Source organism: Aeromonas sp. TECH754, assembly GCF_056279295.1.
The window spans coordinates 158,082-183,864 of record NZ_JBWBRA010000001.1; the positions used below are offsets into that span (position 1 = coordinate 158,082).

Consider the following 25,783-nt stretch of genomic DNA (forward strand, 5'->3'; position numbering starts at 1 on the left):
AGAGTCCATGGAGCCCAGCAAGCGCCGACTGTTATCCGGCATTGCCGCCATTACCGCCGGGGCGGCCCTGATCCCCGTGACCCAGGCCCAAGTTCAGGTCCGGCCAGGGGTCAACGCTTCGCACCGAGGCGCGGCCATCAGTCGGGGCGACAACCGCAAGCGCTACGGCATGCTGATCGACTTGCGTCGCTGCGTCGGCTGTCAGGCCTGCACCGTCGCCTGCACCGTCGAGAACCAGCCCCCCCTCGGCCAGTTTCGCACCACGGTCAGCCAGTACGAGGTGGGCGAGGTGGCGGCCCTCGATGCCCCCGCCTCCCTCTTCATGCTGCCGAGGCTGTGCAACCACTGCGCCGAGCCAGCCTGCCTCGAGGTCTGCCCGACCGGTGCCACCTTCCAGCGCGACGATGGCATCGTCGTGGTCAACAACGACTGGTGTGTCGCCTGCGGCTACTGCGTGCAGGCCTGCCCCTACGACGCCCGCTTCATCAACCACGAGACCCACGCCGCCGACAAGTGCACCTTCTGCGCCCATCGGCTGGAGGCGGGGCTCCTGCCCGCCTGCGTGGAGAGCTGCGTCGGCGAGGCGCGCATCATCGGGGATCTCAACGATCCATCGAGCCAGATAAGCCGACTGCTGCGCGAGCACGAGCCGGCGCTCAAGGTGCTCAAACCCGAGGCCAATACCCAGCCGCGGGTCTTTTATCTGGGCATGGACGAGGCCTTCGTCAGCAAGGTCGACGGCAACCCGGCCCTGCGAACTCTGCTCGATAGCGATGGCAAGGAGATAGCCCATGGTCATTAACGAACTGCTGGCCCCGGATCAGCCCATCACCTGGCTGCCCTGGGCGGTGCAGTATTTCTTCCTCATCGGCCTCGCCTATGGGGCCCTCTGGCTCGGTGCCGCCGATCTGTGGCGCAAGGCGCCGGACAGTCGGCTGCAGACCCTGGCGGCCGTGCTGATGATGGGGGCGGGTCTGGTGGCCCCCATCGCCCTGACCGCAGACCTGCACCAACCCGCCCGAGCCTGGCACTTCTACGCCCAGACGCGCTTCGGCTCCATCATGTGGTACGGCGCCTATCTGCTACCGCTGTTCAGCCTGCTCTCCATGCTGCTCGGCTGGCTGCTGATAAGGCCAGCCCTGGCCCGGCGCGGCGCGGCCGATGACAAGGTCGCCCGGCTGGCCCGCCTGCTCTGCCTGGGGGAATGGTCGGGGCAAGCCTGGCTTAAGCCGCTCTCCCTGCTGGCGGCCCTGAGTGGCCTTAGCATCGCCCTCTACACCGGCCTCGAGACCATGGTGGTGGCGGCGCGCCCGCTCTGGCACACGCCCTGGCTGCCCTGGCTGCTGACCCTCAGCGCCTTGTTGGGGGCCCAGAGCGCCTTGCTGCTGCTCAACCGCTTGCTGGCGGGCTGGAGTGAGAAGACAGAGTCGACCCTGCTGCGCCAGAGCCGCTGGACCCTGGCCCTGCTCGCCCTCTCCCTGCTGGGTTGGGCCCTGTTTGGGGGCGCCTCGGCGGCGGAGGCGAGCGCGCTCTATCGGCTCGATCCCAGCTGGCGGTTAGCTGCCCGTTGGCTGCTGCTGACCCTCTGCTTGCTCGGCGCCCTGATGCTGGTGGGGAAAATAACCAGCCGCGCGCAGCCCTGGCGGCTGTGGGGGCTGGCGCTGCTCTCTCTGCACCTGGTCTGGGGGCTGCGCTGGCTGGTGCTGATCCAGGGGCAGCTCGCCCCCAAGTACGGGGCCGGCGTCTATCTCTACCAGATAGCCTGGGGCCCAGAGGGCGTGCTCGGCATCCTCGGCACCTTCGGCCTGCTGCTGGCGTTGCTGGTGGCGCTCAGTGAGCTGGTGCTCACCCCTTATCCCCATCCCAACACAGACGAGGCACGCTAGATGGATCACAGCAAACGCAAGTTTCTCAAGGGCGCCGCCATCGCCGGGGGCACAGGGCTCTTCGTGGCGGGTTACAGCGACACCCTCAAGCAGGTGGTGAACGGGGTGACGACCGGCAGCGCCGGCAAGCCGACCCGGGATCCCATCCACGGCAACTCGCTCCCGGTGGAATACCATGTCGATGCGCAGGGGGAGCTGCACCCCAACCCGGCCCAGCGCCTCGCCAACACCATGTGTCTGGGCTGCTGGACCCTGTGCGGGGTGCGGGCCCGCATCGACAACGAGAGCGACAAGATAGTGCGGATCCTCGGCAACCCCTATCACCCGCTATCCGCCCGCCACCACATCGACTTCAAGACCCCGATCAAGCAGGCGCTGCTCGGCACCAGCGGCTATCAGGAGGGTGGGCTGGAGGGCCGCTCCACCGCCTGCGCCCGGGGCAACGCCATGCTCGAGCAGCTCGACAGCCCGCACAGAGTCACCCGCTGCCTCAAGCGGGTGGGGCCGCGCGGCAGTGGTCGCTGGCAGAGCATCCCCTTCGAGCAGTTGATCGATGAGGTGGTGGAGGGGGGCGATCTGTTCGGCGAGGGCCAGATCGAGGGGCTGAGGGCCATCCGCAACCTCGCGGAGCCGCTGGATCCGGCCAACCCGGAATACGGCCCCAGGGCGAACCAGCTGCTGGTGAGCAACGCCTCGGACGAGGGCCGGGATCACTTCATCAAGCGCTTCACCTTCAACAGTTTTGGTACCCGTAACTTCGCGAACCACGGCGCCTACTGCGGCCTGTCTTTCCGGGTCGGGGCCGGCGCTTTGCTGGACGACTTGGAGAAGAATGCCCACCTCAAGCCGGACTGGGACGAGAGCGACTTCCTGCTGTTTATGGGCACCTCACCCCAGCAATCCGGCAACCCCTTCAAGCGTCAGTCCCGCCAGCTGGCGGCGAACCGGGCGCGGGAGGGCAAGCCGTTCTCCTACGTGGTGGTGGCCCCCAGCCTGCCGAACACGGTGAATATGCCGTCCGCCCCCGCCAACCGTTGGCTGCCCATCAGGCCCGCCACCGACTCGGCGCTGGCCCTGGCCATGCTGCGCTGGATCATCGACAACGACCGCTACGCCGAGCCCTTCCTGGCGGCCCCCAACGCAGAAGCCGCCGAGCGGGCCGCTTATCGTGGCTTCAGCAATGCCAGTCATCTGGTGGTCTGCGAGCAATCCCACCCGCGCTTCGGTCAGATGCTGCGTTCAAGCGATCTCGGGCTGCCCTTTGAGGGAGAAGCCTATGGGGAAGGGGACGCCATGCTGGTGGCCGATGCGGGCAGTGGCGCCCTGTTGCCCGCTGGCCAGTGCGAGCGGGCCAACCTCTGGGTGGATCGCAAGATCCTGGGCCCCAAGGGCGAGCTGGCGGTCAAGAGCAGCTTCCAGCTGCTGGCCGAATCGTGCCGGGAGCACACTATGGAGCAGTACAGCGCCGAGTGCGCCGTGCCGGTGAACGACATCGTCGAGCTGGCGCGGGAGTTCACCAGCCATGGCACCCGGGCGGCTGTGGTCTCCCACGGCGGCACCATGAGCGCCAACGGCTTCTACTCGGCCTGGGCCATCATGATGCTCAACGCCATGATAGGAAACCTCAACGCCCGAGGCGGCGCCGTGGCGGGCGGCGGCAAGTTCGATCCCTTCGGCGCCGGGCCGCGCTACGATCTGGCGAGCTTCCCGGGCATGGTCAAGCCCGCCGGGGTCTTCCTGTCCCGCTCCAAGTTCCCCTACGAGAAGACTTCGGAATATAGGCGCAAGCGGGAGGCGGGGCAGAACCCCTATCCGGCGCGGGAGCCCTGGTTCCCCATCTCGGGGCCCTTGCTCGGCGAGCACCTGACCGCGGCGGTGAACGGCTATCCCTACCGGCTCAAGGCCTGGATCAACCACATGGGCAACCCCCTCTACGGTCAGGCCGGGCTCGCCAAGGCCATAGGCCCGCAGCTCAAAGATCCGAGTGTGTTGCCGCTCTTTATCAGCATCGACAGCTTCATCAACGAATCCTCGGCGCTGTCGGATTACCTAGTGCCGGACACCCTCACCTACGAGTCCTGGGGCTGGGCTACCGCCTGGCACGGGGTCATGACCAAGGTCTCCACCGGCCGCTGGCCCGTGGTGGAGCCAAGAGTCGCCAAGACGGCCTCGGGGGATCCCGTCTGCATGGAGTCCTTCCTCATCGCGTTGGCCAAACGGCTGGAGTTGCCGGGCTTCGGCGAGGGGGTGGTCGAGGGAGCGGACGGCAAGTTGCATGCCCTGAACAAGGCGGCGGACTTCTCCCTCTATGGCGCGGCCAACGTGGCCTATCTCGGCGAGCCGGTGCCCGCCATCGGCCCCGAGGATCTCGCCTGGTCCGGAGTGGCGCGCATCATGCCGGTGCTGAGCGCGACCCTGAGCGCGGAGGAGGCGAGCCGCGCCGCCTATCTCTTCGCCCGGGGCGGGCGCTTCGAGCCGGCCGCCAAGGGGCGCGACGAGGCCGGTCAGCCGAGCAAGCGCTGGCCCAAGCCGCTGATGCTGTGGAACCCCGAGGTGGGTAGCCGGCGTCACAGCCAGAGCGGCCAGTTCCTGAGCGGGACACCGCGCTTCTTCCGCCCCCAGCTGGCGGATGGCACGCCGCTCAGCGAGGCGTTCAAGCCGGCCCAGTGGCCCCTGCTGCTCACCAGCTACAAGTCCCACACCATGAGTTCCATGAGCATCGGCTCGGATCGCCTGCGCCAGGTACACCCCAGCAACCGGGTGCGGCTCAACAGCGAGACGGCGGCGCGCCTCGGCATCGAAAGTGGGGACAGGGTGCGGGTCAGCACCCCGGATGGCAGTGTGATCGGGGTGGCCGAGTGCGTGGCCGGGGTGCAGGCCGATGCTATCGCCATCGAGCACGGCTTCGGCCACAAGGAGCTGGGGGCAAGGGCGCACTGGGTCGACGGCCAGCAGATAGCCGCCAGCCCTCTGCGCGGGGCCGGGGTCAACCTCAACGATCTGGCGGTGCTGGATCCCAGTCGCCATGGGCGCTACCCCCTGGTGGACTGGGCCATCGGCTCCTCGGCGCGGCAGGGTCTGCCGGCCAGGGTCGAGAAGCTGGTGTGACGCCGGATGCAAAAAAGCGGGGCCATGATGGCCCCGCGTTATGTTCGGCGATCCTGAGGATCACTTGTCCAGTTCGAAGTCCACCCACACCAGGCGGTGATCCGAGCTCACCCCCTTGGCGATGCCTCGCTGTGCGTCATACACCAGGTGGTAGCCGGGCTCGAAGCTGGCGGGCCAGAACACCCCCGAGGCCACCGCATTGAGGTTGGCGGAGGGGAGCAGGTGGTCGAGTTGCAGGCCGCTGCTGCTGGTGATGCGCTCGGGGGTCGGGCGGTTGTTGTTGCGCTTGCACTGATCCGGCTGGCTCGCGAGGCACTCCGGGCCCCCCTGGCTCATCGGGATCAGGGCGCCGTTGGTGACCGCCTGATTGACCAGCACATGGTTGTGCAGATCCTGGATGGCGGTCAGATCCCCATCCCCGAGTTGGGGATCGGCGTTGAGATCCCCGGCGATGATGAACTTGGCGCCCGCCGGCAGACCACCGGCCTTGCCCGCGTCATCCACCATGTAGCTGGCCGCTTCCACATAGTCCTGCCAGAAGGCGACCTCGGCCCTGTTGTGCTTGACGTTGTGGCGCGCCGCGTTACCGAAGATGGGCGGGGTCGGGTGGGAGATGAGGAAGTGGATCACCTGCTCGCCGTCATTGGTCTTGACCCGCACCGGCACATCCGCGTGGTTTTTGGAGGAGAGCGGGAACTGGGCCCAGGCCGCGGCGTCATACCAGGGCTCGCCACACTGGCGGCCGGCCGGGATCGGCGCCTTGGGGTTGTTGCAGTCGTCGATGACGGGGTTGGCTTCGCCGGGCATGTCCTTCCACTTGAAGTGCTGGAAGGTGCGAATCCCCTTGGTGTCGATGGGATATTTCGACATCACCGCGAAGGCGTACTGGCCGTGGTAGTTGCCAAAGCCCCAGGCGTCGTCCGGCCCGCTGCTGACCTTGCCGTCCAGGTTGAGATCCTGGCCGCTCATCAGGCCGGTATTGGTGGCAAAGTTCTGCATCACCGGGTAGCTGATGGCTTGCACCTCGGCGTGCTGCGGGTGGGCCAGGTAGTTGCTGTTGAACGCCAGCAGATCGGCGCTGCTCTCGCCCTTGCCATCGTTGTCGAACTCGTTCAGCAGGAAGACGTCCGGACGGGTGCGCTGGATGATTTCGGCGATATTGCGGATCTGCTGCACGTCGAGGGCTTTGGTCTTCTCTGCGCCGTTCAAGGTGCCGTCGGCGAGGCGGGCCAGCAGGGCATCCTGAGCGACGCGATCCAGCGCCAGCTCGGCGCTCAGCATACCGGCGGCGGTGCGGTCGAAGGAGAGGTTGAAGGTAGCGAAGCGAACCATGGGGGTCGGGGTCTCTGAGTCGTTTTGGCTGTTACAGCCTGCCAGCATTCCGAGGGAAATGGCAGCGGCGACCAGGGTTTTGTTGATGTTTTTCATTGTAATATTCCGTAGCATCAAGATGTTATGCCTCTGTAGGGTCAAGTGAGGCGCGGACATTATAGGGATCCCGGTCGGGGATGGGGTTCTGAATGAGCCAAACTGTGTGTCCATTCACAAAGTGCCGTGAAAAGCGCCATAAAAAGTGCCATAAAAAGTGCCAGGAAAATGGGCAGCCAGCGTCGGAGCATGCGGCCCCCCAGAGACGGCAGTCCATCCTGCTGCGAATGAATCAGGATATGAATCTATCCACCATTGAAATGAGAGGGAGGCGGGATGAGTCGGCAGCAAACGGTCCTGGTGGTCGAGGGGGGCGCCATGCGCGGCATCTTTGCCGCCGGGGTGCTGGATGCCTTTCTGGCGCGGGGGGCCACCGGCTTCGATCGCTGCGTCGGGGTATCGGCGGGGGCAGTGAATCTGGCGGCCTATCTGGCCGGTCAGCAGGGGCGCAACCACAGGGTCATCACGGATTATTCCTGTCGCCCCGAGTTCATCAGCCTGGCCAAGTTTCTGCGCGGCGGTCACTGGCTGGATCTCGACTGGCTGTGGGAGATCACCATCCGCGAGATCAGGCTGGATCTCGCGCATTTTGCCGCCAATCCGGTGCCACTGACCGTGGTGACCACCCGGGTCTCGGACGGACGGGCCGCCTACCTCGAGGGGAGTGCCGCCGAGCTGGAGCAGCAGATCAAGGCCTCCTGCTCGGTGCCGCTGGCCTATCGCGACTTCGTGCGGATCGGGGGGGAGGCCATGACGGACGGCGGGGTGGCGGATTCCATCCCGGTGCGCCACGCCTACGAGCAGGGCGCGCGCGACATCACCGTGGTGCTGTCCCGTCCGCTCGGCTACCGCAAGAGTGCGCCGCGCCTGCCGGCCCTGCAGCGTCACCTGCTGCGCCACACCCCGGCGCTGGCCGAGGCTAGTCTCGCCCGTCATCGCAGCTACAACGACGCCATCGATTTCATTCGTCAGCCGCCGGCGGATTGCCGCATTCGGGTCATAGTACCGCCCGCGGGCTTTCGGGTCGGGCGCATGACCACGGACAGAGACAGGCTGGAGCAGGGTTATCAGATGGGTTGGCAGGCGGGCTTGGCCTATCTGGCCGAGACAGAGTCGACCAGCCAGGGAGCCGGGGCCTGGCGGTGAGGTTGAGCCTTAATTGGCCTGCGGGCGCAGGATATTATTCAGCCGGTGAATGCCAGTGTCGCGGGTATGCACCGTATGAATGGACTGTGCCAGCCAGCCCCAGTCCAGTGGTGGGGTGCCGGCCTTGAAACGCTGATAGGCTAGCCCCTGGTGCACGGTCAGGAACAGGGTCGCCGGCAGGCCGAGCCGATTGAGATAGCGCACCATGACGTCCCCTCGATAGGTACAGAGGCGTTGTTGCAACTCGGGCAGCGTCAATCCGTGCTCCTGGCCCGTTTCATCCCAGATCTCAAACATGTGTGGCGGCTCCTTGCCATGAAGGAGTCCACTGTTTCGAAAAAACCGGGGGAGGGCAATTGTCAGATTTGACAGTGCCAAATGGAGTTCGGCCAGAAATGCGAAAACCCGGCACAAGGCCGGGTTTTCTGAAGAATGGTGGAGGGAGAAGGATTCGAACCTTCGAAGGCAGAGCCGTCAGATTTACAGTCTGATCCCTTTGGCCGCTCGGGAACCCCTCCACGGGGTACTACTTTGTACTACTGGCCTGCTTTCATCACTCAGGAAGATGGTGGAGGGAGAAGGATTCGAACCTTCGAAGGCAGAGCCGTCAGATTTACAGTCTGATCCCTTTGGCCGCTCGGGAACCCCTCCACGGGGTATTTTCCTGATTGTTCGCACTTGAATGGTGGAGGGAGAAGGATTCGAACCTTCGAAGGCAGAGCCGTCAGATTTACAGTCTGATCCCTTTGGCCGCTCGGGAACCCCTCCCCAAGTGCGAGGCCGCATACTATCAGATCCCGTGGGGTTGTGAACCCCTCAGCTCCATTCTGACGAGAAAAAAGTATCGTTTGGTCATTTTTTGATATCTATCGCTCAAAAATCACGCTTTTCAATGACTTTCATCCCGAGGGAAGGCTGGTTGGCATGCCTGGCCGGGGAGGTGGGTCAGCCAACGAAAAGAGGAGCCAGGGGCTCCTCTCAAGCAGGGATCTGAGATACGACTCAGGCGTCGCGGGCCTGCTGGCAACCTTCGACCGCATGGGCGATGAGTGCCAGCGCGCTCTGCTCGCAGGGGGGCAGCTCCTCGTCACACTGGCCGAGCGGGGTGACCCGGTCGCCCCATTTGAGCAGGGCGGCGCCCCAGGTCAGGCCGGCGCCGAAGGCGGCGCTCAGCAGATAGCTGTTCGGCTTGACCCGGCCCTGCTCCAGCGCCTCGCACAGGGCGATGGGGACGGTGGCGGCCGAGGTGTTGCCGTAGTGCTCTATGTTGACCATCACCTTGTCCATGGGGGCGTTCATGCGCTTGGCCAGGGTCTCGATGATGCGCATGTTGGCCTGGTGCGGGACGATGAGTTCGACCTGCTCCGGCGTGATGCCTGCCTGCGCCAGCACGGCGCCGGTGGCTTCGCCCATGCCACGCACGGCGCGCTTGAAGATCTCCTGCCCCTCGAAGTTGAAGGTGAACAGGCCGTCGATGTCGGCGAAGCGCACCCGATCGGTACCAAAATTCGGCACGTGCAGGATCTCGCGGGCCTCGCTGTCACAGCCGAGCTTGCTCGCGACCAGGCCGGATGCCACGTCGGTCGCCTCGATCACCACGGCGCCGGCGCCGTCGCCAAACAGCACGGCGGTGTCGCGCTTGGCCCAGTCCAGCAACTGGGTGAGACGCTCGGCGCCGATCACCAGCACCTTGCTCATCATGCCGGTCTGAACCAGGGAGGTGGCGACCGAGAGGGCGTAGACGAAGCCGGTGCAGGCGGCATTGAGATCGAAGACCGCCGCCTGGTGGGCGCCGAGGGCTTGTTGCACCGCGGAGGCGCCGTTGGGCACCAGGGTACCGGGGGTGGCGGTGGCCAGGATGATGCCATCGAGGGCGCTGGCATCGAGTCCGGCGCAGGCCAGGGCACGGCGACCGGCCAGGGTGGCCAGCGCCTGGGTGCTGACGTGGGAAACCCGGCGTGCCTTGATGCCGGTACGCGGATAGATCCACTCATCCGAGGTGTCCATGATGGTGCTGAGATCATCGTTGGTCAGCACGCTGGGGGGCAGGCATTTGCCCCAGCCGGTGATATTGGCGTATTTCATCTTGTGGTCGCTTCTCGTTATGAGTCGCCCGTGGGCGGGCAATCGGGCAATTATGCCGCACGGGTCAACCAGTGTCATCTGGTGGTCATATTACCGCAAGGGGGTGAGCGGGATGGTGAGCAAGGCGGTGATTTTGCTTAAGATCCTGCCCTACCATGGCCTAAGATGGGCCCAGAACCGGCTCTCTTCCCCGAGGTGATGTTAGTGCACAAAGCGAATCTCAACCTGCTGCCGACCCTCAAGGTCTTGCTGGAGACCCGCAACATCAGCCGGGCGGCCGAGCTGCTGCACCTCAGTCAGCCCTCCATCAGCAAGCAGCTGACCCAGCTGCGCAGCGAATTTGACGACGAGTTGCTGGTGCGGGAGGGGCAACGCTGGTTGCTGACCCCGCGAGCCGAGAGTCTGGCGGCCCAGCTTGCCGACTCCCTCGGTGCGCTGGACCGGCTCTACGAGGCGCCGCAGTTCGAGCCCGGTCGCTGCGAGCGGGTGTTCCGGCTCGCCTCCTCGGACTACGTGGCCCAGCACATACTGCCGGACATCTGCGCGGCGCTGGCCAGGGCCGCGCCGCTGGCGGCGCTGGAATACAGCCTGTGGGACAAACGCCAGCTGCCGCAGCTGTGGCAATCCGAGCTGGATCTGGTCTCCACCATCACGGATCTGGTGCCGGATCAGATCCGGGGCCTGCATCAGGGGGAGGACCGACTGGTGATGCTGATGGGGCGCCACCATCCGCTCTCGGGCGCGGTCCCCTCGCTGGACGACTACCTCGCCTGGCCCCACCTGCAGGTGAGCGGCGGCGGCGACAAGGACAGCCCGGTGGAGCGGGTGCTGGCGCCGCAAGGCCTGAGTCGGCGCTGGTTTGCCCGGGTGCCCTTCTTCCAGGCGGCGGTGGAGGTGTTGCTGCGCACCGACTGCCTGATGACCACCCCGGCTCACATCGCCTGGCAGCTCTCCCGGGAACATGAACTGAGTTTCTGCGATCTGCCCTTCGCCACCCGTTCCCAGCAGTATCATCTGCTGTGGCACCAGCGCCATCACCAGGACCCGGCCCACCGCTGGTTTCGGGAGCTGGCCTATCCCTTCCTGCGGGATCACCTGCAGCGCACCCTCGGCGAGAGCCGCAAGCAGCTCGGGCGCAAGCCATAGGCCAGTGGATCCTGGCTCTGAATGATCCGGACTACAGACCATTGGGTCGGCATTGAGCAGTTGATTACGCTGCTTCATCACCATTGGCTATGGGATCTATTCATAACTTTCACTTCTTGCATGTATCCGGCCCATTTAACCTGACGACCGGTATTCATATTCATTCGAGATAGAGGCAGTAATGGAACTGACGAGTTGGCTGGCACTGGCCGCAATCTGTGTGATGGGGGCCATCAGCCCGGGACCCAGTCTGGCGTTGATCATCCGCAATACGGTGCAGGGCGGGCAGGGGCACGGGGTGGTGACGGCGCTCGGCCATGGCCTGGGGGTCGGCATCTATGCACTGATCACGGCGTTCGGCCTCTCGCTGCTGATCACCCAGACGCCGCTACTGTTTGACATCATCCGCTACGGTGGTGCCGCCTTCCTCGCCTGGCTCGGCATCAAGGCGCTGCTGGCCAAACCCGCAACTGGCGGGGTGGAAGAGGGCCATGGCGTGCGCGGTCGCCAGGGGGCATTCGAGGGCTTTATGGTGGCCTTCTTGAATCCCCAGCTCGCCATCTTCTTCATCGCGCTGTTCAGCCAGTTCGTCCACGCGGACACAGGTTGGCGCGAGGGGCTGATCATGATGCTCACCGCGGGCGGCATCGACGCTGTCTGGTACGTGCTGGTGGCGCTGGTACTCTCTCGCGGCCCCGTGCTCGCCTGGCTCAAGGCGAAGTCCTTCGTCATCGACAAGATAAGCGGCCTGGTGCTGTTGGGGCTGGCGCTCAAGGTGGTGATCTGAGCTCTCCCGCGGTCTGTCCATGGCTCGCCTGGCTCAAGGAAAAATCCTTCGTCATCGATAAAGTCAGTGGTCTGATGTTGATCGACCTGGCGCTCAAGGTGGTGATCTAAACCCGCGTTTGGCGCCAGGGTAGCCGCGCAATCTCTCTGCCCCCTTCTCCCCTCGTGGGAGAAGGGGTGGGGATGAGGGGGCAACAGCAGCACCTCACGAGAACAACGCCCTCTGCCTGGGGCCTATGATCCAATCCTGTATTTGGCGGTGATCTTAAGCGGGATCAAGGCAGGGAGGCGTCGGCCTCGCTAGAGTGGCGCCTTTGCTGCCCCCTGCGAACCCGACCCTATGCACGATCAGACCCAGACTCGCCGCTTCGAACGTCATCGTCTCGAACAGAATCGCCTCGAACTGCTGGCCCCGGCCAAGAACCTCGCCTACGGCATCGAAGCCATCAACCATGGCGCCGATGCCGTCTACATGGGCGGCCCCGCCTTCGGTGCCCGCAGCGCCGCCGGCAACACCCTCGAAGACATAGAAGCGCTGGCGCGCCATGCCCACCGCTTCGGCGCCCAGGTGTTCATCGCCTTCAACACCCTGCTGCACGAGCACGAGCTGGAGCAGGCCAGACGCCTGACCCACCAGATTTACGAAGCCGGTGCCGATGCGCTGATCGTGCAGGACATGGGGCTGCTGGCACTCGACTTGCCCCCCATAGCGCTGCACGCCAGCACCCAGACCGACAACCGCACGCCACAGAAGGTGACGTTTCTGCAGGACGTGGGCTTCTCCCAGGTGGTGCTGGCCCGGGAATTGTCCCTCGAGCAGATTCGCGCCATCAGTGCGCAGACCTCGGTGCAGCTGGAGTTCTTCATCCACGGCGCGCTGTGCGTCTCCTACAGCGGCCAGTGCAACATCAGCTATGCCCGCACCGGCCGCAGCGCAAACCGGGGTGAGTGTGCCCAACTGTGCCGCTTACCCTGCTCGCTGCAAAAGCCGGACGGCGAGGTGCTGGTGGAGAGCGGCCATCTGCTGTCGCTTAAAGACATGGATCAGAGCGCGAACCTGGAGGCGTTGATCGAGGCGGGGATCCGCTCCTTCAAGATCGAGGGGCGGCTCAAGGGGCTGGATTACGTCAAAAACGTCACCGCCTGGTATCGCCAGAAGCTGGACGCCATCCTGGAGAGGCGCCCGGATCTGGTGGCCGGCTCGGCCGGCCGCTGCACCTATGGCTTCACACCGGATCCGAAGAAGAGCTTCAACCGCGGCGGCACCGACTACTTCCTGCACGGTCGCCAGCAGGGGATCGACTCCCCCCGCAGCCCGAAATACCTGGGAGAGCCTCTTGGCCGGGTCAGCAAGATCAGCCGGGATGGCATCGAGATAGAAGGCAAACCCGTGATCCTCAACAACGGCGATGGCCTCGGCTTCTTCAAGCCGAACGACGAGCTGGTGGGGATGCGGCTCAACAAGGTGGAAGGCAGGCAGTTACTGCTTTCTGAACCCGTGCCCGGGCTCAAGATCGGCACCGAAGTCTACCGCAACCACGATCAGGCCTTCAGCAAGCTGCTGGAAAAGCCGAGCAGCGATCGCCGCATTCGGGTCGACATGCGGCTATCGGAATGCGAAGGGGGGTTGCGGCTCGCGCTCTGCGACGAGCAGGGAGTCGAGGCCGGCGTCACCCTGGCGTGCGACAGGGTCCCCGCCGACAATCCCGAGCGGGCGCTGCAGCAGGCGCGGGATCAGCTCGCCAAGCTCGGCAACAGCCTGTTCGTGGCGCGCAAGATTGAGCTGGCGCTCACTTCTCCGCTGTTTATCGCCGCCTCCCAGCTCAACGGCCTGCGCCGGGACGGCATAGCGGCGCTGGAGGCGGCCCGCCTCGCGAGCTACCGACGCCCCGAGCGGCGGGTTCCCTTGGCGGACGTCAGCTATCCCCAGCACCGGCTCTCCTACCTTGGCAACGTGCTGAACAAGGCCGCCGAGGACTTCTTTCGGGAGCACGGGGTGGAGCGCATAGCCCCTGCCTATGAGGCGAACAAGGAGGAGGGGGAGGTGATGCTGATGATCACCAAGCACTGCATCCGCTACAGCCAGAACCTCTGCCCCAAGGAGGTGCCCGGCCTCAAGCCAGAACCCCTCGAACTCAAGATGGGCAAGGACAGCTTCCGCCTGCGCTTCGACTGCAAGCGCTGCGAGATGCAGGTGATGGGCAGCCTCAAGCGTTAATGGCCTATCCAGCCACCCTCTGGGCATAGGGCAGGAGCGGATTCAATGGCAGTATAGGGAGGCTCGAGAGGGCGCCTGCCCTGCCACGGATTTTCCGCCGTGCTCGGCGAGCACTCTCGGGATCTCCGTGAGTAGACAAAGGATCTGTCATGAAAATCAATGAATTGCCATTTTGTACGACGAACTGGGCCGAGATAGCGCCCACCGAGCACAAGGGAGAAACCGGGGTGGCCTTCTGGCACACCCAGCACTTTGGGGAGTTGCGGGTACGGTTGGTGGAGTATTCCGCCGGCTATCTGGCGGATCACTGGTGCAGCAAGGGCCACGTCCTGTTCTGCATTGAAGGGGAGCTGCACACCGAGCTGCAGGATGGCCGCGTCTTCACCCTGACGGCGGGCATGAGCTATCAGGTGGCCGACAACGCCGAGCCCCATAGGTCTTCCACCCAAGCCGGTGCTCGGCTCTTTATAGTCGATTGAGCCGCGCTTTTCTTCCGTTCCCCAAGAGGTTGCCCATGCTTGAACTCAGACCCGGCTGTGAATGTTGTGACACAGACCTGCCCGCCGACACCGGCCACGCCTATATCTGCTCCTTCGAGTGCACCTTCTGCGCCGATTGCACCGAGCAACTGCTGCATCATGTCTGCCCGAACTGCGGCGGCGAGCTGGTCAGTCGCCCCCGCCGCCCCACCGCCAAGTTGACGGCCAATCCCGCCTCCCTGAAGCGCGTCTTCAATCCTGCCCTGAAAACGGCCCTGGGACACAAGGCAAGATAAGCAGCCTTTCGGGTCCGGGCCGCCATGTCCGGACCTTCCTCGCCCCGGCCCTGATCTGAACGGCGTTCTTTCAGATTGTGCTTTACCTTCTCCCGGCGGTAGCCCCTATCAAGGGACTCCAACCAGAGGAGAGAACGAGATGACGGAGCGGTTTGCAGGAGAGGGGGCGCAGGCCTATGACGAGCGCATTCCCTTGCAGGTGCCGGGTTATGAGTTGTTGCATCAACTCAGCGCGGCCCAGTTGATGACGCGCCTCGGCCCCGGCGCGCGGGTGCTGCTGGTGGGGGTCGGCACAGGCAACGAGCTGGTGCTGCTCGGCAGGCTCTGCCCCGACTGGCAGTTTGTCGCCCAGGACATCTCGGCGGACATGCTGGCGCTAGCGCGCCATAGCGCCGAGGAGGCGGGGATGGGAGCGCGGATCAGCTGGCTGCTGGGAGACTTACCCACTGCCTCGTTGCGCTGTGATGGGGTACTCTGTCTGCTGGTGCTGCATTTTTTGGATAAAGACACCAAGGCGGTCTTGCTTGCCGATATTTCACGCCAGCTCAAGGCTGGCTCCCCGCTGCTGCTGGCGGATCTCATGACGGCAGCATCCCATGGAGCGTGCCGTGATGGGGCAACAGGCCCGGCTGGCGGGTCTGTCCCGGTCAGCCAGCGAGCACATGGTGCAGCGACTCGAACAAGACTTTATCCCCCTCGAGGAAGGGCAACTTCAGCAACTGTTGTAAGACTCGGGCTTCGAGGCGGGGCAGCGCTACTTTCAGGCGCTGGGCTTTCACGGCTGGTTGGCGCTGCGGTGTTGAGTCGGGTGGATGGGGGTCAGTGCAGATGAGATCCAGAAGGAAGGAATGCAGCCAGCCGATCCGGCGGGGCCCGCAGGCACCCGCCGCAGATCACACCACCTATTTCTCCATCACCACATTCCAGGGGCCATCCGCCTGGATAAAGAACAGCGCCGGCTCAGAGCCCTCCACCTTGGCCACATGGGGCACCTTGTCGGTCAGGGCGAAGTAGGCGCCGGGGCCGAGATGATATGCCTTGCCTCCTACCGTCAGGGTGATGGCGCCGGACACCAGGGTCACATAGTGATCCGCATCGTGATGGTGGTTTGGCGTCACCAGTCCCGCCGGATACCTCAGGAAGAACCGGCTCGGCCCGCTGGCCATGTCACCGGACACCGGGGCGGCCGCGATGCCGTTGCCCATCTCCTTCCACTTGAGATCGGCCTGAGTCATTACCATGGTCTCGGCGGCGACCCAGGAGGGGACGCCGACCATCAGCAGCGCCGACAGCGAGAGGACGACTGCATGCAAGAATTTCATCTGCTCTCTCCTTTGCGAGTTGAAAAATGCTTCCATTTGCGGCGAGGCCATCGGCGCCTCGCCTCTTCAATCATAGAGCCTGGGGCCGCCTGCACGGGTCGCCGTTGCGAGGGCCGGACGCGCCGCTCGCGCAGTGGTGAAGATGTCTGTGCCTGGGGAGAGACGGGTCCACTCGGGATTGGAGCGCGCAGGGCTTGGCAAGTGCCGCCGACATGGACTAGAGGATCAGAAGAGCGGCCACGGTGGGCGGCTCATCCCGTCAGGAGGCCAAGTGGCAGCGGGATCCCGTCCAGAGGAGGCATAAGATGGCCGAGCAAGAATCCCCGTTCGATGCCGAACAATACAAGGACGCGCAGCGGGCGCAGTGGAACAAGGATGGCGCGGCCTGGCGACGCTGGAATCCGACGCTGGACGCCTGGTATGGCGAGGCGACCTGTCAGATGCTCGAACTGGCGCACATTGCTCCCGGCCAGCGGATCCTGGACGTGGCCGCCGGCGCCGGTGAGCCGGCGGTCAGTGCCGCCGCCCGGGTAGGGCCCGGAGGCTATGTGCTGGCGACGGACATTTCTGAGGGGATCATGGAGCAGGCGCGCCAGGTCGCCGATGCGCTTGGGCTCAGCCAGCTGGAGACGCGGGTCATGGATGGCGAGCAACTGACGCTGCCCGCCGATGCCTTCGACGCCGTCCTGTGCCGGCTCGGCCTGATGTACATGCCGCGGCCGCTGATCGCGCTGCGGGAATGGCGGCGGGTGCTGAAACCCGGCGGCCGTGTCGCCGTCCTGGTGTTCTCCACGGCGGATCGCAACGACTGGGGGGCTGTGCCCGCGTCCATCATCCGCCGCCGCGCACGGCTACCGGCTCCCGCTGCGGGGCAACCCGGGCCCTTCAGTCTGGGGGCGCCCGGGGTGCTCGAAGGCATCTTCCGGCAGGCGGGATTCGCGAATCTCGAAGTGCAGGCTCTGCCCGTGCCCCATCGCATGGGCAGCGCAAAGGAGTACGTGCGGGTCGCCCGGGAGGCCTTCGGCGGGCTCAACGCCATGATGGCGCATCTGCCCGCGCCGGAGCGCGAGTCCATCTGGAACGAAGTCGTGGCCGCGATGGGCCGCTTCGAATCGCCGGACGGGTTCGAGGTCGGGGGGGAATGCCTGCTAGTGGCGGCGAGCAAGTGAGTCTGGCCAGCCGTGCATGCCGGCTGAGGACGGCTCATGGGATCAGACCCACTTCAGCCCTTGCACTCAGCGCTCTATGCCTTCGAGTTTCAGCAGCGCCTGCTTGATGGGCAGGCCGCCGGCGTAACCGATCAGGCTGCCATCCCGGCCGATCACGCGGTGGCAGGGAACGATGATCGACAGCGGATTGCGGCCATTCGCGGCCCCCACCGCGCGCATGGCGGTCGGCTTGCCGATGGCGAGCGCGATGTCGCGGTAGCTGCGCGTCTCGCCATAGGGGATGTCGCACAGCGCCTGCCACACCGCCTGCTGAAATGGCGTGCCCTGGGCCGCGAGCGGCAGGGTGAAGCGTTGCAGCCGGCCCGCGAAGTACGCCCGAAATTGCGCGAGATAGGGCGCCAGCGCGTCGCTTTCTTGCTGCCACGCTTGCTGATCGGGCAGGGGGCGCAGGCCGTCCACGAAGTCCACGTGGCGCAGGCCTGCCTCGTCGATGGCGACCAGCAGCGCGCCGCAGGCGGTATCCAGAAAGTCATAACGGATCATGATGTTGTCTCCTCGTTCTCTTGTGACGTCACCGCCTCGGTCAGCAGTGCTGGTTGCTCGCTCATGGCGTGCCACAGCCAGCTCGCGGCGTAGGCGCGCCAGGGTTGCCAGGCGGTGCTCAAGGCTTCCACCTCCTTGACCGGCAGCTTGATGCCGCCGCCGAGCGCTTTTTGCAGCACCAGATCGGAGGCGGGGAAGGCATCCGGATCCTGGCCGGTGCGCAGCCGCCAGTACGCGATGGTCCAGGGGCCTATGCCCGGCAGTGCCAGCAGTTGCTCGTCGCTCGCGGTGGCGAGGGTGAGCTCACCGCTCGCGAGCGCGGCGGCTATCCCCTGCAAGGTTATGATCCGGCTGCCCGGCATGCCGATGCCGTCCAGATTGAGCGCGCACAACTGTGCCGGGGTCGGCAGTGCGGTCACGCCAAACTGCGCCAGCGTGCGTGCCACCAGCCGCCCCATGATGGTGATGGCCCCCTTGACCGACACCTGCTGGCCGACGATGGCGCGCAGCAGCACCTCGTACTCATCCCAGCCCCCCGGCAACCGTACCCCGGGCCAGTGCGCCTGTATCCGTGCGAGCAGCGGATCCTGGCCGAGCCGCTCACCGATGCGTTGCATGTCTGCGTCGAGATCCCACATGCGGCGCACGCGATACAGGAGATCCGGCAGCGCACTCGGCGGCAGATCCCGCAGCGTCAGTTTGAGATGGCGCCCCTCACCTGGCTCGATGCGGATCCAGCCTTCCTGATCGCCGACCTTGTGACGCCGCTCGTAACCGTGCTCGTCGACGCGCTCCAGCCCCGGGATCGCGCGCAGCCGGTAGAACGCGAGCATGGCCTCAATGTCATAGGGCGGGCGATACGTCAGCTGCAGTGTCAGGCTCGGCTGGGCTGTCGCCACTGCGCCGCCCTCTTGCCGTATGCCGTCCCGCTTGCGCAGCGCGCTCGGGGCGAGACCATAGGCGTGCTGCCACGCATCGTTGAAGCGGCGGATGCTCGCAAAGCCCGCCGCAAACGCTATCTCGGTGATGGGCAGCGCGGTCTCCGTCAGCAGCCGTTTCGCGAGCAACAGGCGGCGCGTCTGCTCCACCTGTTTCGGCGAGGCGCCGAGGTGTTGCTCGAACTGGCGCCGCAGCGTGCGCTCGGTGATGCCGGCCTGCAGGGCGAGCACGTCGAGCGTGTTGTCCGCGAGTTCACCGCGCTCGATGCGTGCCAGCACCTGGCCGACCAACGCAGGCAGCTCGCCGCCGGGGGACGGTGCGAGCTCCGGTCGACAACGCAGGCAGGGGCGCAGTCCGTGCTGTTCGGCTGCGGCCGCGACGCGAAAATATTGCACATTGTGCTCGTGCGGCGCGCGCGCCGGGCAGATGGGACGGCAATAGATGCCGGTGGACAGCACGCCGGTGAAGAAGCGGCCGTCGAAGCGCGCATCCCGGGCGAGCCGGGCGGCGTGACACTGCTCCCGGGTGAGGCCGGGAATGATCTCATCCTGGGATCCGGGCTGCTCGATATTCATGGGGACGACTCCGCAGATGCTGTTCATGTCCTGAGACTAAGCGGGGACGAGGGGGCTGACTAGCCAAAAACGGACAGGGATAGGAAAAATAGTCGGGGCAGGCATTTAATGGAAAAGAGGGATAAAAAAGCGCCCTCGGTCAGGGCGCCGTTTGTTGCATCAAGCCAGAGGTTACTTCAGATAACGCTGCTCAAGGTGTTTGCGCAGCCACTGCGGATTCAGCGCCTCGCCAGTCGCGTTGCGGATAAGCGTATCGGTATCGTGCCGGCTGCCCTGGGACCAGATGTTTCGGCCGAGCCAGCCGAGGATCTCCGGCAGGCGGCCCGCCTCGATCAGCTGGCCCATGTCGCCCAGGTCTTTCTCCAGCGCGAAGCGCAGCTGCGCCGCGTACATGGCGCCGAGCGTGTAACTCGGGAAGTAACCGAACGAGCCGTCCGTCCAGTGGATGTCCTGCATGCAGCCGTTGCGGTAGTTGTCCTTCGTCGACAGGCCGAGCCACTGCTGCATCTTCGCATCCCACAGCGCGGGGATGTCAGCGACCTCGATGCGTCCCTCGATGAGATCCCGCTCAAGCTCGTAGCGCAGGATCACGTGCGCCGGGTAGGTCACCTCGTCCGCATCGACGCGGATGAAGCCCGGTTCGACGCGGTTGTACAGCTTCGCGAGGTTCGCCGGCTCCAGCGCGGGCTGGGTGCCGAAGTGTGCGCGGATGCGCGGCGCAAGCAGGGCCAGGAACGCCGGGGAGTGGCCGAGCTGCATCTCGCAGAACAGGCTCTGGCTCTCGTGAATGCCCATGGAGCGCGCCTCGGCGACCGGCTGGCCGAGCAGATGGCGCGGCAGCCCCTGCTCGTAACGGGCGTGACCCGTCTCGTGCACTATGCCCATCAGGCTGGAGACGAATTCGTCCTCGTTGTAGCGCGTGGTGATGCGCACGTCCGTCGGCACGCCGCCGCAGAACGGGTGGCTGCTCACGTCGAGCCGGCCGTGGGCGAAATCGAAGCCGAGCAGCCCCATCACCTCCTGACCGAGCGCCTGTTGCGTCGCGATCGGGAAGGGGCCCTGGGGGAGCAGGATGGCGTCGCGCTTCTGTTGCTCGCTCACCGTCTGGATAAGGCCGGGCAGCCAGCTCGCGAGATCGCCGAAGATCTCGTCCAGTCGTGCTGTTGTCATGCCGGGCTCGTACAGCGCCAGCATGGCGTCGTAGGGGCGCACGTTCAGCGCCTCGGCGCGCAGGCGCGCCACTTCCCGCGACAGTCGCACCACCTCTTCCAGGTTCGGCGCGAAGCCAGCCCAGTCGTTCTCCTTGCGCTGGCGACGCCAGGCGTGTTCGCACTTGCTGCCGGCGAGCGACAGCGCCTCCACCAGCTCGCTGGGCAGCAGGCTTGCATCCTGCCAGTGGCGCTTGATCTCGCCCAGGTTCGCGCGCTGGGTCGCATCCAGGCTCTCGCCTTCGGCCTTCGCTATCCAGTCGCCAAGTTCCGGGGCGGTGCGCTTCTCGTGAATGAGCACGCCGAGCTCGGCCATGGCCTCGGCGCGCGCCTCGTTGCCACCCTCCGGCATCATGGCGGCCTGATCCCAGCCGCAGATGGCGCTGAGGTGGCTGAGACGGTGCAGCTGTTGCTGGTGTTGTTCGAGCTTCTGATATGACATGGAATTGTCCTTGTTATCGCCCTGAGAGAATCGGTCCCGTACCTGGCGTGATCGGGACGCCTCGATGCTAGCACCGCCGTCAGGCGTTTTTCCACTCCCGATGCTCAATCGAGACGCTTCTGATGGCGTTCGCGGTTTTCCGCCTTCTGGCGCTCGCTCTTGCGCAGCAACACGTAGAGCGCGCCGCTGCCACCGTGGCGACGCTCGGCACTGTGGATGGCCATGACCTCGGGCAGTTGTGGCAACCAGGCGCTGACGTGGCTCTTGAGCATGGCGCGCGGCGTGCTGCGCTCTCCCTTGCCGTGCAGGATCAGCAGGCAGCGGATGTCCCGCTGCTCGCACTCCCGGATGAATTGCACCAGGGCAACCCGCGCCTCGTTCAGCGTCTTCTGATGCAGGTCCAGGCTACCCTGCAGCTCGTACTTGCCGAGTCGCAGCTTCTTGTAGACCCCCTCCTGTACTCCGTCGCGCTTGAAGCCGACGATGTCGTGGGGATCGAGCATCTCGATCCCTTCCATGCTGAGCGGATCTTGGGATAACGGGTCGGCACTGGCGGCCTGACGGCGTGCGAGTTGCGCCTCGGTCGGAGGGTTGTTGCCCGCAGGAGGGGCTAGATGGTCGCTGCGAAGGGGCCGCACACCGGCCACTTCCTGCAGGAACAGTGAGAGTTCGTCGTCATGGGACACGGCAGGCTCCCCGCATGAGAATGAGCGGGCATTATAGCGGGGCAGGGCCTTGCTTAGAATGGCGGCTCGCGGTCGGCCGGCTCACCCGCCGGCTTATTGCTGCCTGGTCGGCGGCTCAGATCTCACCTGGTCTGGCGCCCCGCCGCTTTATTGCTCCTCGGTGGGCGGCTCGGCGTGCATCACCTTGTAGATGAAGTAGACCGCGTAGGAACTGATCAGCAGGAAGGTGCCGATAATCACCAGCATGGACATCAGGCCCACGCTGTTGCCAAACATCAGGTTCATCCAAAATTCCATCTCGTTCACTCCTGTCGTCCTCTCGATGACAGGCATGATAGATACCTCTTTGGGAGTGAAGAGATGATCCCGATCAAGTCCCCTCGTGGTTATTTAAACGTCAGTCAGTTCTGTGAGCTGCCTCGCACCGGCGCCATGGCGAAGGGAGGGCACCGGCTGCTCTGCGTGGCCGTTCAGGCCATCAATGGGCGGTCTGCGGCGTGGGCTCGGTGAGCGCCTGGATGCGCCAGCCTTGCTGCTCCAGCAGCGCGAGCAGGCCCTGATCGCCGTAAAGGTGCAGCGCACCTACCACGATAAAGCTCTCGTTCGGCAGTGTCGGCCACTTCGCGATCCAGTTGCGATTGCGCTGTGCCAGCAGGGTCTGCTCCAGCCAGGCTTGCAGCTTGGGCGGCGCCATCTCCTCCTTGAGCAGGTTGATGAGGGTGGCCTGATCCCCGCTCTGCCAGGCGTTCATCACCTCGCCGAAGCCTTTCTCGAGCTCGGGCAGCTCGTCCAGGGTGCTTTCCAGCATCAGGGTCTGGTTGTCGCCGACGCTGGCGAGGTAGCCGAGCTGCTCGAGCAGGGTCTCCAGCCCGACGATGGGTTTGCCTCCCTCGTTTGCCCGCTTGGCGAAGTGCTGATCCACCCCGTACTCACCGCTGTAGCCGGTGCGCTCCAGCGCCGCCTGGGTCAGGGTGATGGCCGCGAACCAGGGCCGCAGCGGGGCCAGCATGGCTTCGGTGAGACCGCTCTGACCGGCGGCGATCAGGGTGCGGCGATACAGATCGAGTGGCACGTGATCCTTGAGGGTCTTGCCATCCACCAGCCGGGTGATGGCGCCCATCTCCTGCCACTGCGCCTGGCTGATGTGGGTCATGTCGACCTCCATCACCAGGGTGCTGCTCTGTTGCCAGGCGCGCTCGACGGGATCGGGCAGGGGATAGAGCGAAGGTTTGCCCGCATGGATGGAGCCCAGCAGCCAGTGTTGTTCGTTGTCTTTCTCGATGCGATAGAAGGCCGGATCGGCGATGGCCGGCAGCGGCAGCAGCAGGCACAGCAGCAGGGAGAACAGGGGGTGATGAAATCTCATGAGGTACCTTATGCGAGCGGGATGACTTCTCTATGATAAGTCCTCATTTGTCACAGCCAAGAGGTTTCCCATGCCCCACCTTCGTTTTCGGGCAGTTTCTGTCGACACTCTTCAGCGGATAAGCACCCCTCTGCTGGCGGAGCTCTGCACCCTGACCGGCGGCAAGCCGGAGTTTGTCACCCTGGAGTGTGTCGACAGCACCCGGGTGCGCGACGGCGCCATCGAGGCCGGTTTCCCGTTCGTGGAGCTGGTCTGGTTCGAGCGGCCTCAGGAATTGCAAGATGCCGCCGCCGCCCTCATCACCCGCCACCTGAAGGCGGTGCTGGGGGAGCAGACCTATGTGGTGGTGCAGGTGCTGCCCATAGTGAAATCCCACTACTACAGCAACGGCGAACATTACTAGGGCGTCCTGATGGCCGCAGCGTGCTGGGCGCCGTCGTACCCTGCGCGCTTGTGAGCGAACCGGTTCAGGCCGATTTGATCAGCAGCCTGTCGAGCCAGCGGCTCGGCAGCAGGCGGCGCAGCACGGTGAACAGCTTGGTCGGGAAGGTGACCGGGTAGCGGTGTTTCGGCCGCCTGCTCTTGAGCGCATGGAGCAGCGGCGCTATGCAGGCCTCGCTCGGCAGGGTGAAGCCACGGGCGCCCCCCTCCCGTTCCAGCCGGCTCAGGGTCTGCCCATAGGCGGCCCGATGGCGGCTCGTCTCGGGATCGATGTGGCGCAGGAAGGCGGCGCGGGCATTGGCGCGAAAGCGGGTATCGATGGGGCCGGGCTCGATCAGGCTCAGTTGCACGCCACTGCCGCTGAGCTCCAGACGCAGGGTATCGGTGTAGCCTTCCAGCGCGAACTTGCTGGCGTTGTAGGCGCCGCGATACTTCATGGCCACCAGCCCGAGCACAGAGCTGTTCTGCACTATCCGGCCCTCTCCCGCCGCCAGCATGGTCGGCAGCACCTGACGAATGAGGTGATGCCAGCCAAACAGGTTGGTATTGAACTGCTCCCGCAGCGCGGCCGTGGGCAAGTCTTCCAGTGCGCCGGGCTGACCGTAGGCACCGTTGTTGAACAGCCCATAGAGGCGACCCCCCGCCAGCGCCAGCGCCTGCGCGGCGCCCTGCTCTATGCTGGCCTCGTCGGCGAGATCCAGCCGCACCGCCAGCAGCCCCTGCTGGCGCAGCGAGGCGACATCGTCCTCCTTGCGGGCGGAGGCGATGACGGTGAAGCCGTGGGCCCCGAGCGCCCTGGCGGCGGCGAGGCCGATGCCGCTGGAGCAGCCGGTGATGAGTACGAAGGGGTGGGGCATGGCGTTGTCCTTGGCGGGGTCGGAATGGCTGAGGGCATGGTAGCCCGAGCGCCCCAAAAACAAAACCGGGCCCAAGGGCCCGGTTTGCTCATCTGCTACCCCCTGATTACAGGAAGGTGAACGGCATGATGATGTGGAACTTGACGTCATGCTCGGAGCTGAACATGTTCGGGTAGTACCAGCTGCCCTTGTCGTCCTGCTCGTTGTTGTAGTCGGTGTAGTGCAGCTTGAACAGGGTGCCCTTCAGCTTGCCGTCTTGTACTGTGTACATGACGTCGAAGTTCGCAGCCCACTCTTTACCGCCTTCCAGAGTACCGTCGCCGTTGTTGGCATCCCAACCGTAGGCACCGGAGATACCGGTGGACCAGCCAGGTGCTCCCACCAGATCATCCAGGGAACGGGTCACACCGAAGAACACTGCCTTCTCTTCGTTATGGTTCCAGTCTGAGCGGGAATCCCACCAGATCTCGTTCGCACCCTGGGAGTTGCCGTAGCCACGGGTCAGACGGGGCAGGTAGTTGCCCAGATCCCCTTCAGCCTTGGTGTACAGGCCTTCCAGACGGAAGCCGTAAGGACCCGATGCCCAGCTCGCGGTCAGGGCTTGTTGCCAGGCCAGGCCGTCATAGTCTTCGTTGTCGGTGTTGGAGCCATAGAACTGGTAGCTGGTGTTCAGGCCACCCAGCACGTCAAACTTGTGTGCCAGTTTGAAGTGGTAGCTGTCCATGTAGCCTTCGGACTGACCGAAGCCACCGGTGACGGCGGTGCCGTTCTCGAAGGTGTAACGAGCGGCCAGACCATGGATGTAGTCGATCTTGTTCGCATCGGTGAAGGGGTCGCTGGCGTAGGGGCTGCTCTTGGAGAAGCCGGCGGTGTTCTTGAACCAGGGCGCCTTGTACTCATCGGCGATGGCGTAGGTCAGGTAAAGATTGCCGAAGTTACCCTCGATCTGGCCACCACGGTAGGTACCGGGTTGATAGGACCAGTTCACGCCCAGGATGCCGGGGACATACAGCTGGGTGTAGCCGCCCTTGGCGGTCACCTTGTCACCAAACTTGAATTTCAGGGCGGCGGTGGAGAGGCTGAAGCCATTCTCGGGAACACCGTCACCACCGGAACCCCACTGGTCACCCCAGAAGGAGAATTCGTTCTCTTCGTTGACGCCGTTGCTCTCGTCAACCGCGAGATCATAGGCACCGAAGCCGCCCACGTCGATACCGACCACATCCCAGGCGTAACCGGAGTTGAAGTTGAGGGCGGCTTGGGTGGTGGCATGGCTCAGGTTGGAGTGGTATTTGCCGTCCTGGCCGGGACCGGCTTGTACGCGGTCACGCTCGCGCTGGAAGTAGAACAGGCCGCCGGACAGTTTTGCGTCATCGGTGAACGCTTCGTAGGACTTGCCGTATTCCGGGCTCATCATGTCCTGAGCGGCCAATGCCATACCGGGGGCGACCAGCGCTGCAACCACGGCGGCGCTTAACGCGGCACGCTTGAAGATCACTTTTTCCATTTTGTATTGCTCCTGATTTTATGGACTTAGCTTTTTTTCCGGCAGTCAGGCAAAGGCCCGCCGCTCGGTATTGGCATTGCAATGAATACCCCGAAGGGCAAAATTTTGGTCTATCTGTGCCCTGTATCCGCGGATGCCTTGGCGCATCGC

24 protein-coding genes, 3 tRNA genes and 1 pseudogene are annotated in these 25,783 nt (G+C 64.8%); 13 read left to right on the forward strand and 15 right to left on the reverse strand.

The features are described 5' to 3' along the window. Positions 1-7: 7 nt before the first annotated feature. From dsrO to ACZ9IL_RS00685, 3 genes are read left to right on the forward strand one after another with little or no spacing between them, the layout of a single operon-like run. The gene (gene dsrO, locus ACZ9IL_RS00675) at positions 8-802 is read left to right on the forward strand and encodes a sulfate reduction electron transfer complex DsrMKJOP subunit DsrO (protein ID WP_476001758.1); all 795 of its coding nucleotides are present in this window, start codon (positions 8-10) and stop codon (positions 800-802) included. Next, the gene (gene nrfD, locus ACZ9IL_RS00680) at positions 792-1,886 is read left to right on the forward strand and encodes an NrfD/PsrC family molybdoenzyme membrane anchor subunit (protein WP_476001759.1); all 1,095 of its coding nucleotides are present in this window, start codon (positions 792-794) and stop codon (positions 1,884-1,886) included. The genes dsrO and nrfD overlap by 11 nt, the downstream gene beginning before the upstream one ends. Continuing rightward, complete coding sequence (locus ACZ9IL_RS00685; RefSeq protein ID WP_476001760.1) at positions 1,887-4,994, forward strand: molybdopterin dinucleotide binding domain-containing protein; 3,108 nt, start codon at positions 1,887-1,889, stop codon at positions 4,992-4,994. It begins immediately after the preceding gene. A 60-nt stretch (positions 4,995-5,054) separates the two neighbouring features. On the opposite strand, the gene ACZ9IL_RS00690 is transcribed toward ACZ9IL_RS00685, so the two are convergent. Further along, positions 5,055-6,422: an endonuclease/exonuclease/phosphatase family protein gene (locus ACZ9IL_RS00690; RefSeq protein ID WP_476001761.1), complete on the reverse strand. Its 1,368-nt coding sequence runs from the start codon at positions 6,420-6,422 to the stop codon at positions 5,055-5,057. Positions 6,423-6,698: 276 nt separating this feature from the next. Here ACZ9IL_RS00690 and ACZ9IL_RS00695 point away from each other — a divergent pair, with 276 nt between their 5' ends. Further along, the gene (locus tag ACZ9IL_RS00695) at positions 6,699-7,568 is read left to right on the forward strand and encodes a patatin-like phospholipase family protein (protein ID WP_476001762.1); all 870 of its coding nucleotides are present in this window, start codon (positions 6,699-6,701) and stop codon (positions 7,566-7,568) included. A 9-nt stretch (positions 7,569-7,577) separates the two neighbouring features. On the opposite strand, the gene ACZ9IL_RS00700 is transcribed toward ACZ9IL_RS00695, so the two are convergent. The 5 genes from ACZ9IL_RS00700 to ACZ9IL_RS00720 all read right to left on the reverse strand — a co-directional run bounded on the left by ACZ9IL_RS00700 (position 7,578) and on the right by ACZ9IL_RS00720 (position 9,653). Beyond that, a complete protein-coding gene (locus ACZ9IL_RS00700) occupies positions 7,578-7,865 on the reverse strand; it encodes a hypothetical protein (protein WP_476001763.1) in 288 nt (95 codons plus the stop codon). 136 nt (positions 7,866-8,001) lie between these two features. Further along, positions 8,002-8,086, reverse strand: a tRNA-Tyr gene (locus tag ACZ9IL_RS00705). A gap of 48 nt (positions 8,087-8,134) precedes the next feature. Beyond that, a tRNA-Tyr gene (locus ACZ9IL_RS00710) sits at positions 8,135-8,219 on the reverse strand. 32 nt (positions 8,220-8,251) lie between these two features. After that, positions 8,252-8,336: transfer RNA gene (locus ACZ9IL_RS00715), tRNA-Tyr, on the reverse strand. Between the two features lie 234 nt (positions 8,337-8,570). Beyond that, the gene (locus tag ACZ9IL_RS00720; protein WP_476001764.1) at positions 8,571-9,653 is read right to left on the reverse strand and encodes a beta-ketoacyl-ACP synthase 3; all 1,083 of its coding nucleotides are present in this window, start codon (positions 9,651-9,653) and stop codon (positions 8,571-8,573) included. A 204-nt stretch (positions 9,654-9,857) separates the two neighbouring features. Here ACZ9IL_RS00720 and ACZ9IL_RS00725 point away from each other — a divergent pair, with 204 nt between their 5' ends. From ACZ9IL_RS00725 to ACZ9IL_RS00755, 7 genes and pseudogenes are all read left to right on the forward strand, one after another. Continuing rightward, positions 9,858-10,799 carry a LysR family transcriptional regulator gene (locus ACZ9IL_RS00725; protein ID WP_476001765.1) on the forward strand — a complete coding sequence of 314 codons (942 nt, stop codon included), beginning with the start codon at positions 9,858-9,860 and terminating at the stop codon, positions 10,797-10,799. Positions 10,800-10,980: 181 nt separating this feature from the next. Beyond that, on the forward strand, positions 10,981-11,586 hold the full coding sequence (locus ACZ9IL_RS00730) for a LysE family translocator (protein WP_476001766.1): 606 nt from the start codon (positions 10,981-10,983) through the stop codon (positions 11,584-11,586). A gap of 17 nt (positions 11,587-11,603) precedes the next feature. Beyond that, a pseudogene (locus ACZ9IL_RS00735) lies at positions 11,604-11,696 on the forward strand (LysE family translocator); the annotation flags it as partial. A 229-nt stretch (positions 11,697-11,925) separates the two neighbouring features. Next, positions 11,926-13,803 carry a peptidase U32 family protein gene (locus tag ACZ9IL_RS00740; protein ID WP_476001767.1) on the forward strand — a complete coding sequence of 626 codons (1,878 nt, stop codon included), beginning with the start codon at positions 11,926-11,928 and terminating at the stop codon, positions 13,801-13,803. Positions 13,804-13,952: 149 nt separating this feature from the next. Beyond that, positions 13,953-14,282 (forward strand): DHCW motif cupin fold protein, encoded by a 330-nt coding sequence (locus ACZ9IL_RS00745; RefSeq protein WP_042644967.1) that lies wholly within the window; start codon positions 13,953-13,955, stop codon positions 14,280-14,282. Positions 14,283-14,317: 35 nt separating this feature from the next. After that, positions 14,318-14,578 (forward strand): DUF1272 domain-containing protein, encoded by a 261-nt coding sequence (locus ACZ9IL_RS00750; protein WP_476001768.1) that lies wholly within the window; start codon positions 14,318-14,320, stop codon positions 14,576-14,578. A gap of 139 nt (positions 14,579-14,717) precedes the next feature. Continuing rightward, the gene (locus tag ACZ9IL_RS00755) at positions 14,718-15,410 is read left to right on the forward strand and encodes a class I SAM-dependent methyltransferase (RefSeq protein ID WP_476001769.1); all 693 of its coding nucleotides are present in this window, start codon (positions 14,718-14,720) and stop codon (positions 15,408-15,410) included. Positions 15,411-15,480: 70 nt separating this feature from the next. Here ACZ9IL_RS00755 and ACZ9IL_RS00760 read toward each other — a convergent pair whose 3' ends face one another. Further along, positions 15,481-15,900 carry a cupin domain-containing protein gene (locus ACZ9IL_RS00760; protein ID WP_476001770.1) on the reverse strand — a complete coding sequence of 140 codons (420 nt, stop codon included), beginning with the start codon at positions 15,898-15,900 and terminating at the stop codon, positions 15,481-15,483. Between the two features lie 305 nt (positions 15,901-16,205). Between ACZ9IL_RS00760 and ACZ9IL_RS00765 the strand changes: the two genes are divergently transcribed. Next, positions 16,206-17,069, forward strand: coding sequence for a class I SAM-dependent methyltransferase (locus tag ACZ9IL_RS00765; protein WP_476001771.1), 864 nt, complete (start codon positions 16,206-16,208; stop codon positions 17,067-17,069). A gap of 66 nt (positions 17,070-17,135) precedes the next feature. Here the strand turns inward: ACZ9IL_RS00765 and ACZ9IL_RS00770 are convergent, their stop codons facing one another. The 6 genes from ACZ9IL_RS00770 to ACZ9IL_RS00795 form a co-directional block, all read right to left on the reverse strand. Further along, entirely contained in the window at positions 17,136-17,612 is a 477-nt protein-coding gene (locus tag ACZ9IL_RS00770; RefSeq protein WP_476001772.1) for a methylated-DNA--[protein]-cysteine S-methyltransferase, read from the reverse strand. Further along, positions 17,609-19,126, reverse strand: coding sequence for a DNA-3-methyladenine glycosylase 2 family protein (locus ACZ9IL_RS00775; protein ID WP_476001773.1), 1,518 nt, complete (start codon positions 19,124-19,126; stop codon positions 17,609-17,611). Before ACZ9IL_RS00775 ends, ACZ9IL_RS00770 begins: the two co-directional genes overlap by 4 nt. 171 nt (positions 19,127-19,297) lie before the next feature. After that, positions 19,298-20,776: a carboxypeptidase M32 gene (locus ACZ9IL_RS00780; RefSeq protein WP_476001774.1), complete on the reverse strand. Its 1,479-nt coding sequence runs from the start codon at positions 20,774-20,776 to the stop codon at positions 19,298-19,300. A 104-nt stretch (positions 20,777-20,880) separates the two neighbouring features. Continuing rightward, a complete protein-coding gene (smrA, locus tag ACZ9IL_RS00785; protein WP_476001775.1) occupies positions 20,881-21,462 on the reverse strand; it encodes a DNA endonuclease SmrA in 582 nt (193 codons plus the stop codon). A gap of 147 nt (positions 21,463-21,609) precedes the next feature. Beyond that, positions 21,610-21,759, reverse strand: coding sequence for a DUF3149 domain-containing protein (locus ACZ9IL_RS00790; RefSeq protein WP_476001776.1), 150 nt, complete (start codon positions 21,757-21,759; stop codon positions 21,610-21,612). Between the two features lie 181 nt (positions 21,760-21,940). Then, positions 21,941-22,828, reverse strand: a complete 888-nt coding sequence (locus ACZ9IL_RS00795) for a TraB/GumN family protein (protein WP_476001777.1) — start codon at positions 22,826-22,828, stop codon at positions 21,941-21,943. Between the two features lie 70 nt (positions 22,829-22,898). Here ACZ9IL_RS00795 and ACZ9IL_RS00800 point away from each other — a divergent pair, with 70 nt between their 5' ends. Next, entirely contained in the window at positions 22,899-23,231 is a 333-nt protein-coding gene (locus tag ACZ9IL_RS00800; protein WP_476001778.1) for a DUF1904 family protein, read from the forward strand. Positions 23,232-23,295: 64 nt separating this feature from the next. Here the strand turns inward: ACZ9IL_RS00800 and ACZ9IL_RS00805 are convergent, their stop codons facing one another. Together ACZ9IL_RS00805 and ACZ9IL_RS00810 are read right to left on the reverse strand one after the other, a co-directional pair. Then, the gene (locus tag ACZ9IL_RS00805; RefSeq protein WP_476001779.1) at positions 23,296-24,126 is read right to left on the reverse strand and encodes an SDR family oxidoreductase; all 831 of its coding nucleotides are present in this window, start codon (positions 24,124-24,126) and stop codon (positions 23,296-23,298) included. A 106-nt stretch (positions 24,127-24,232) separates the two neighbouring features. Next, positions 24,233-25,633 carry an OprD family outer membrane porin gene (locus ACZ9IL_RS00810; protein ID WP_476001780.1) on the reverse strand — a complete coding sequence of 467 codons (1,401 nt, stop codon included), beginning with the start codon at positions 25,631-25,633 and terminating at the stop codon, positions 24,233-24,235. Positions 25,634-25,783 lie beyond the last annotated feature (150 nt).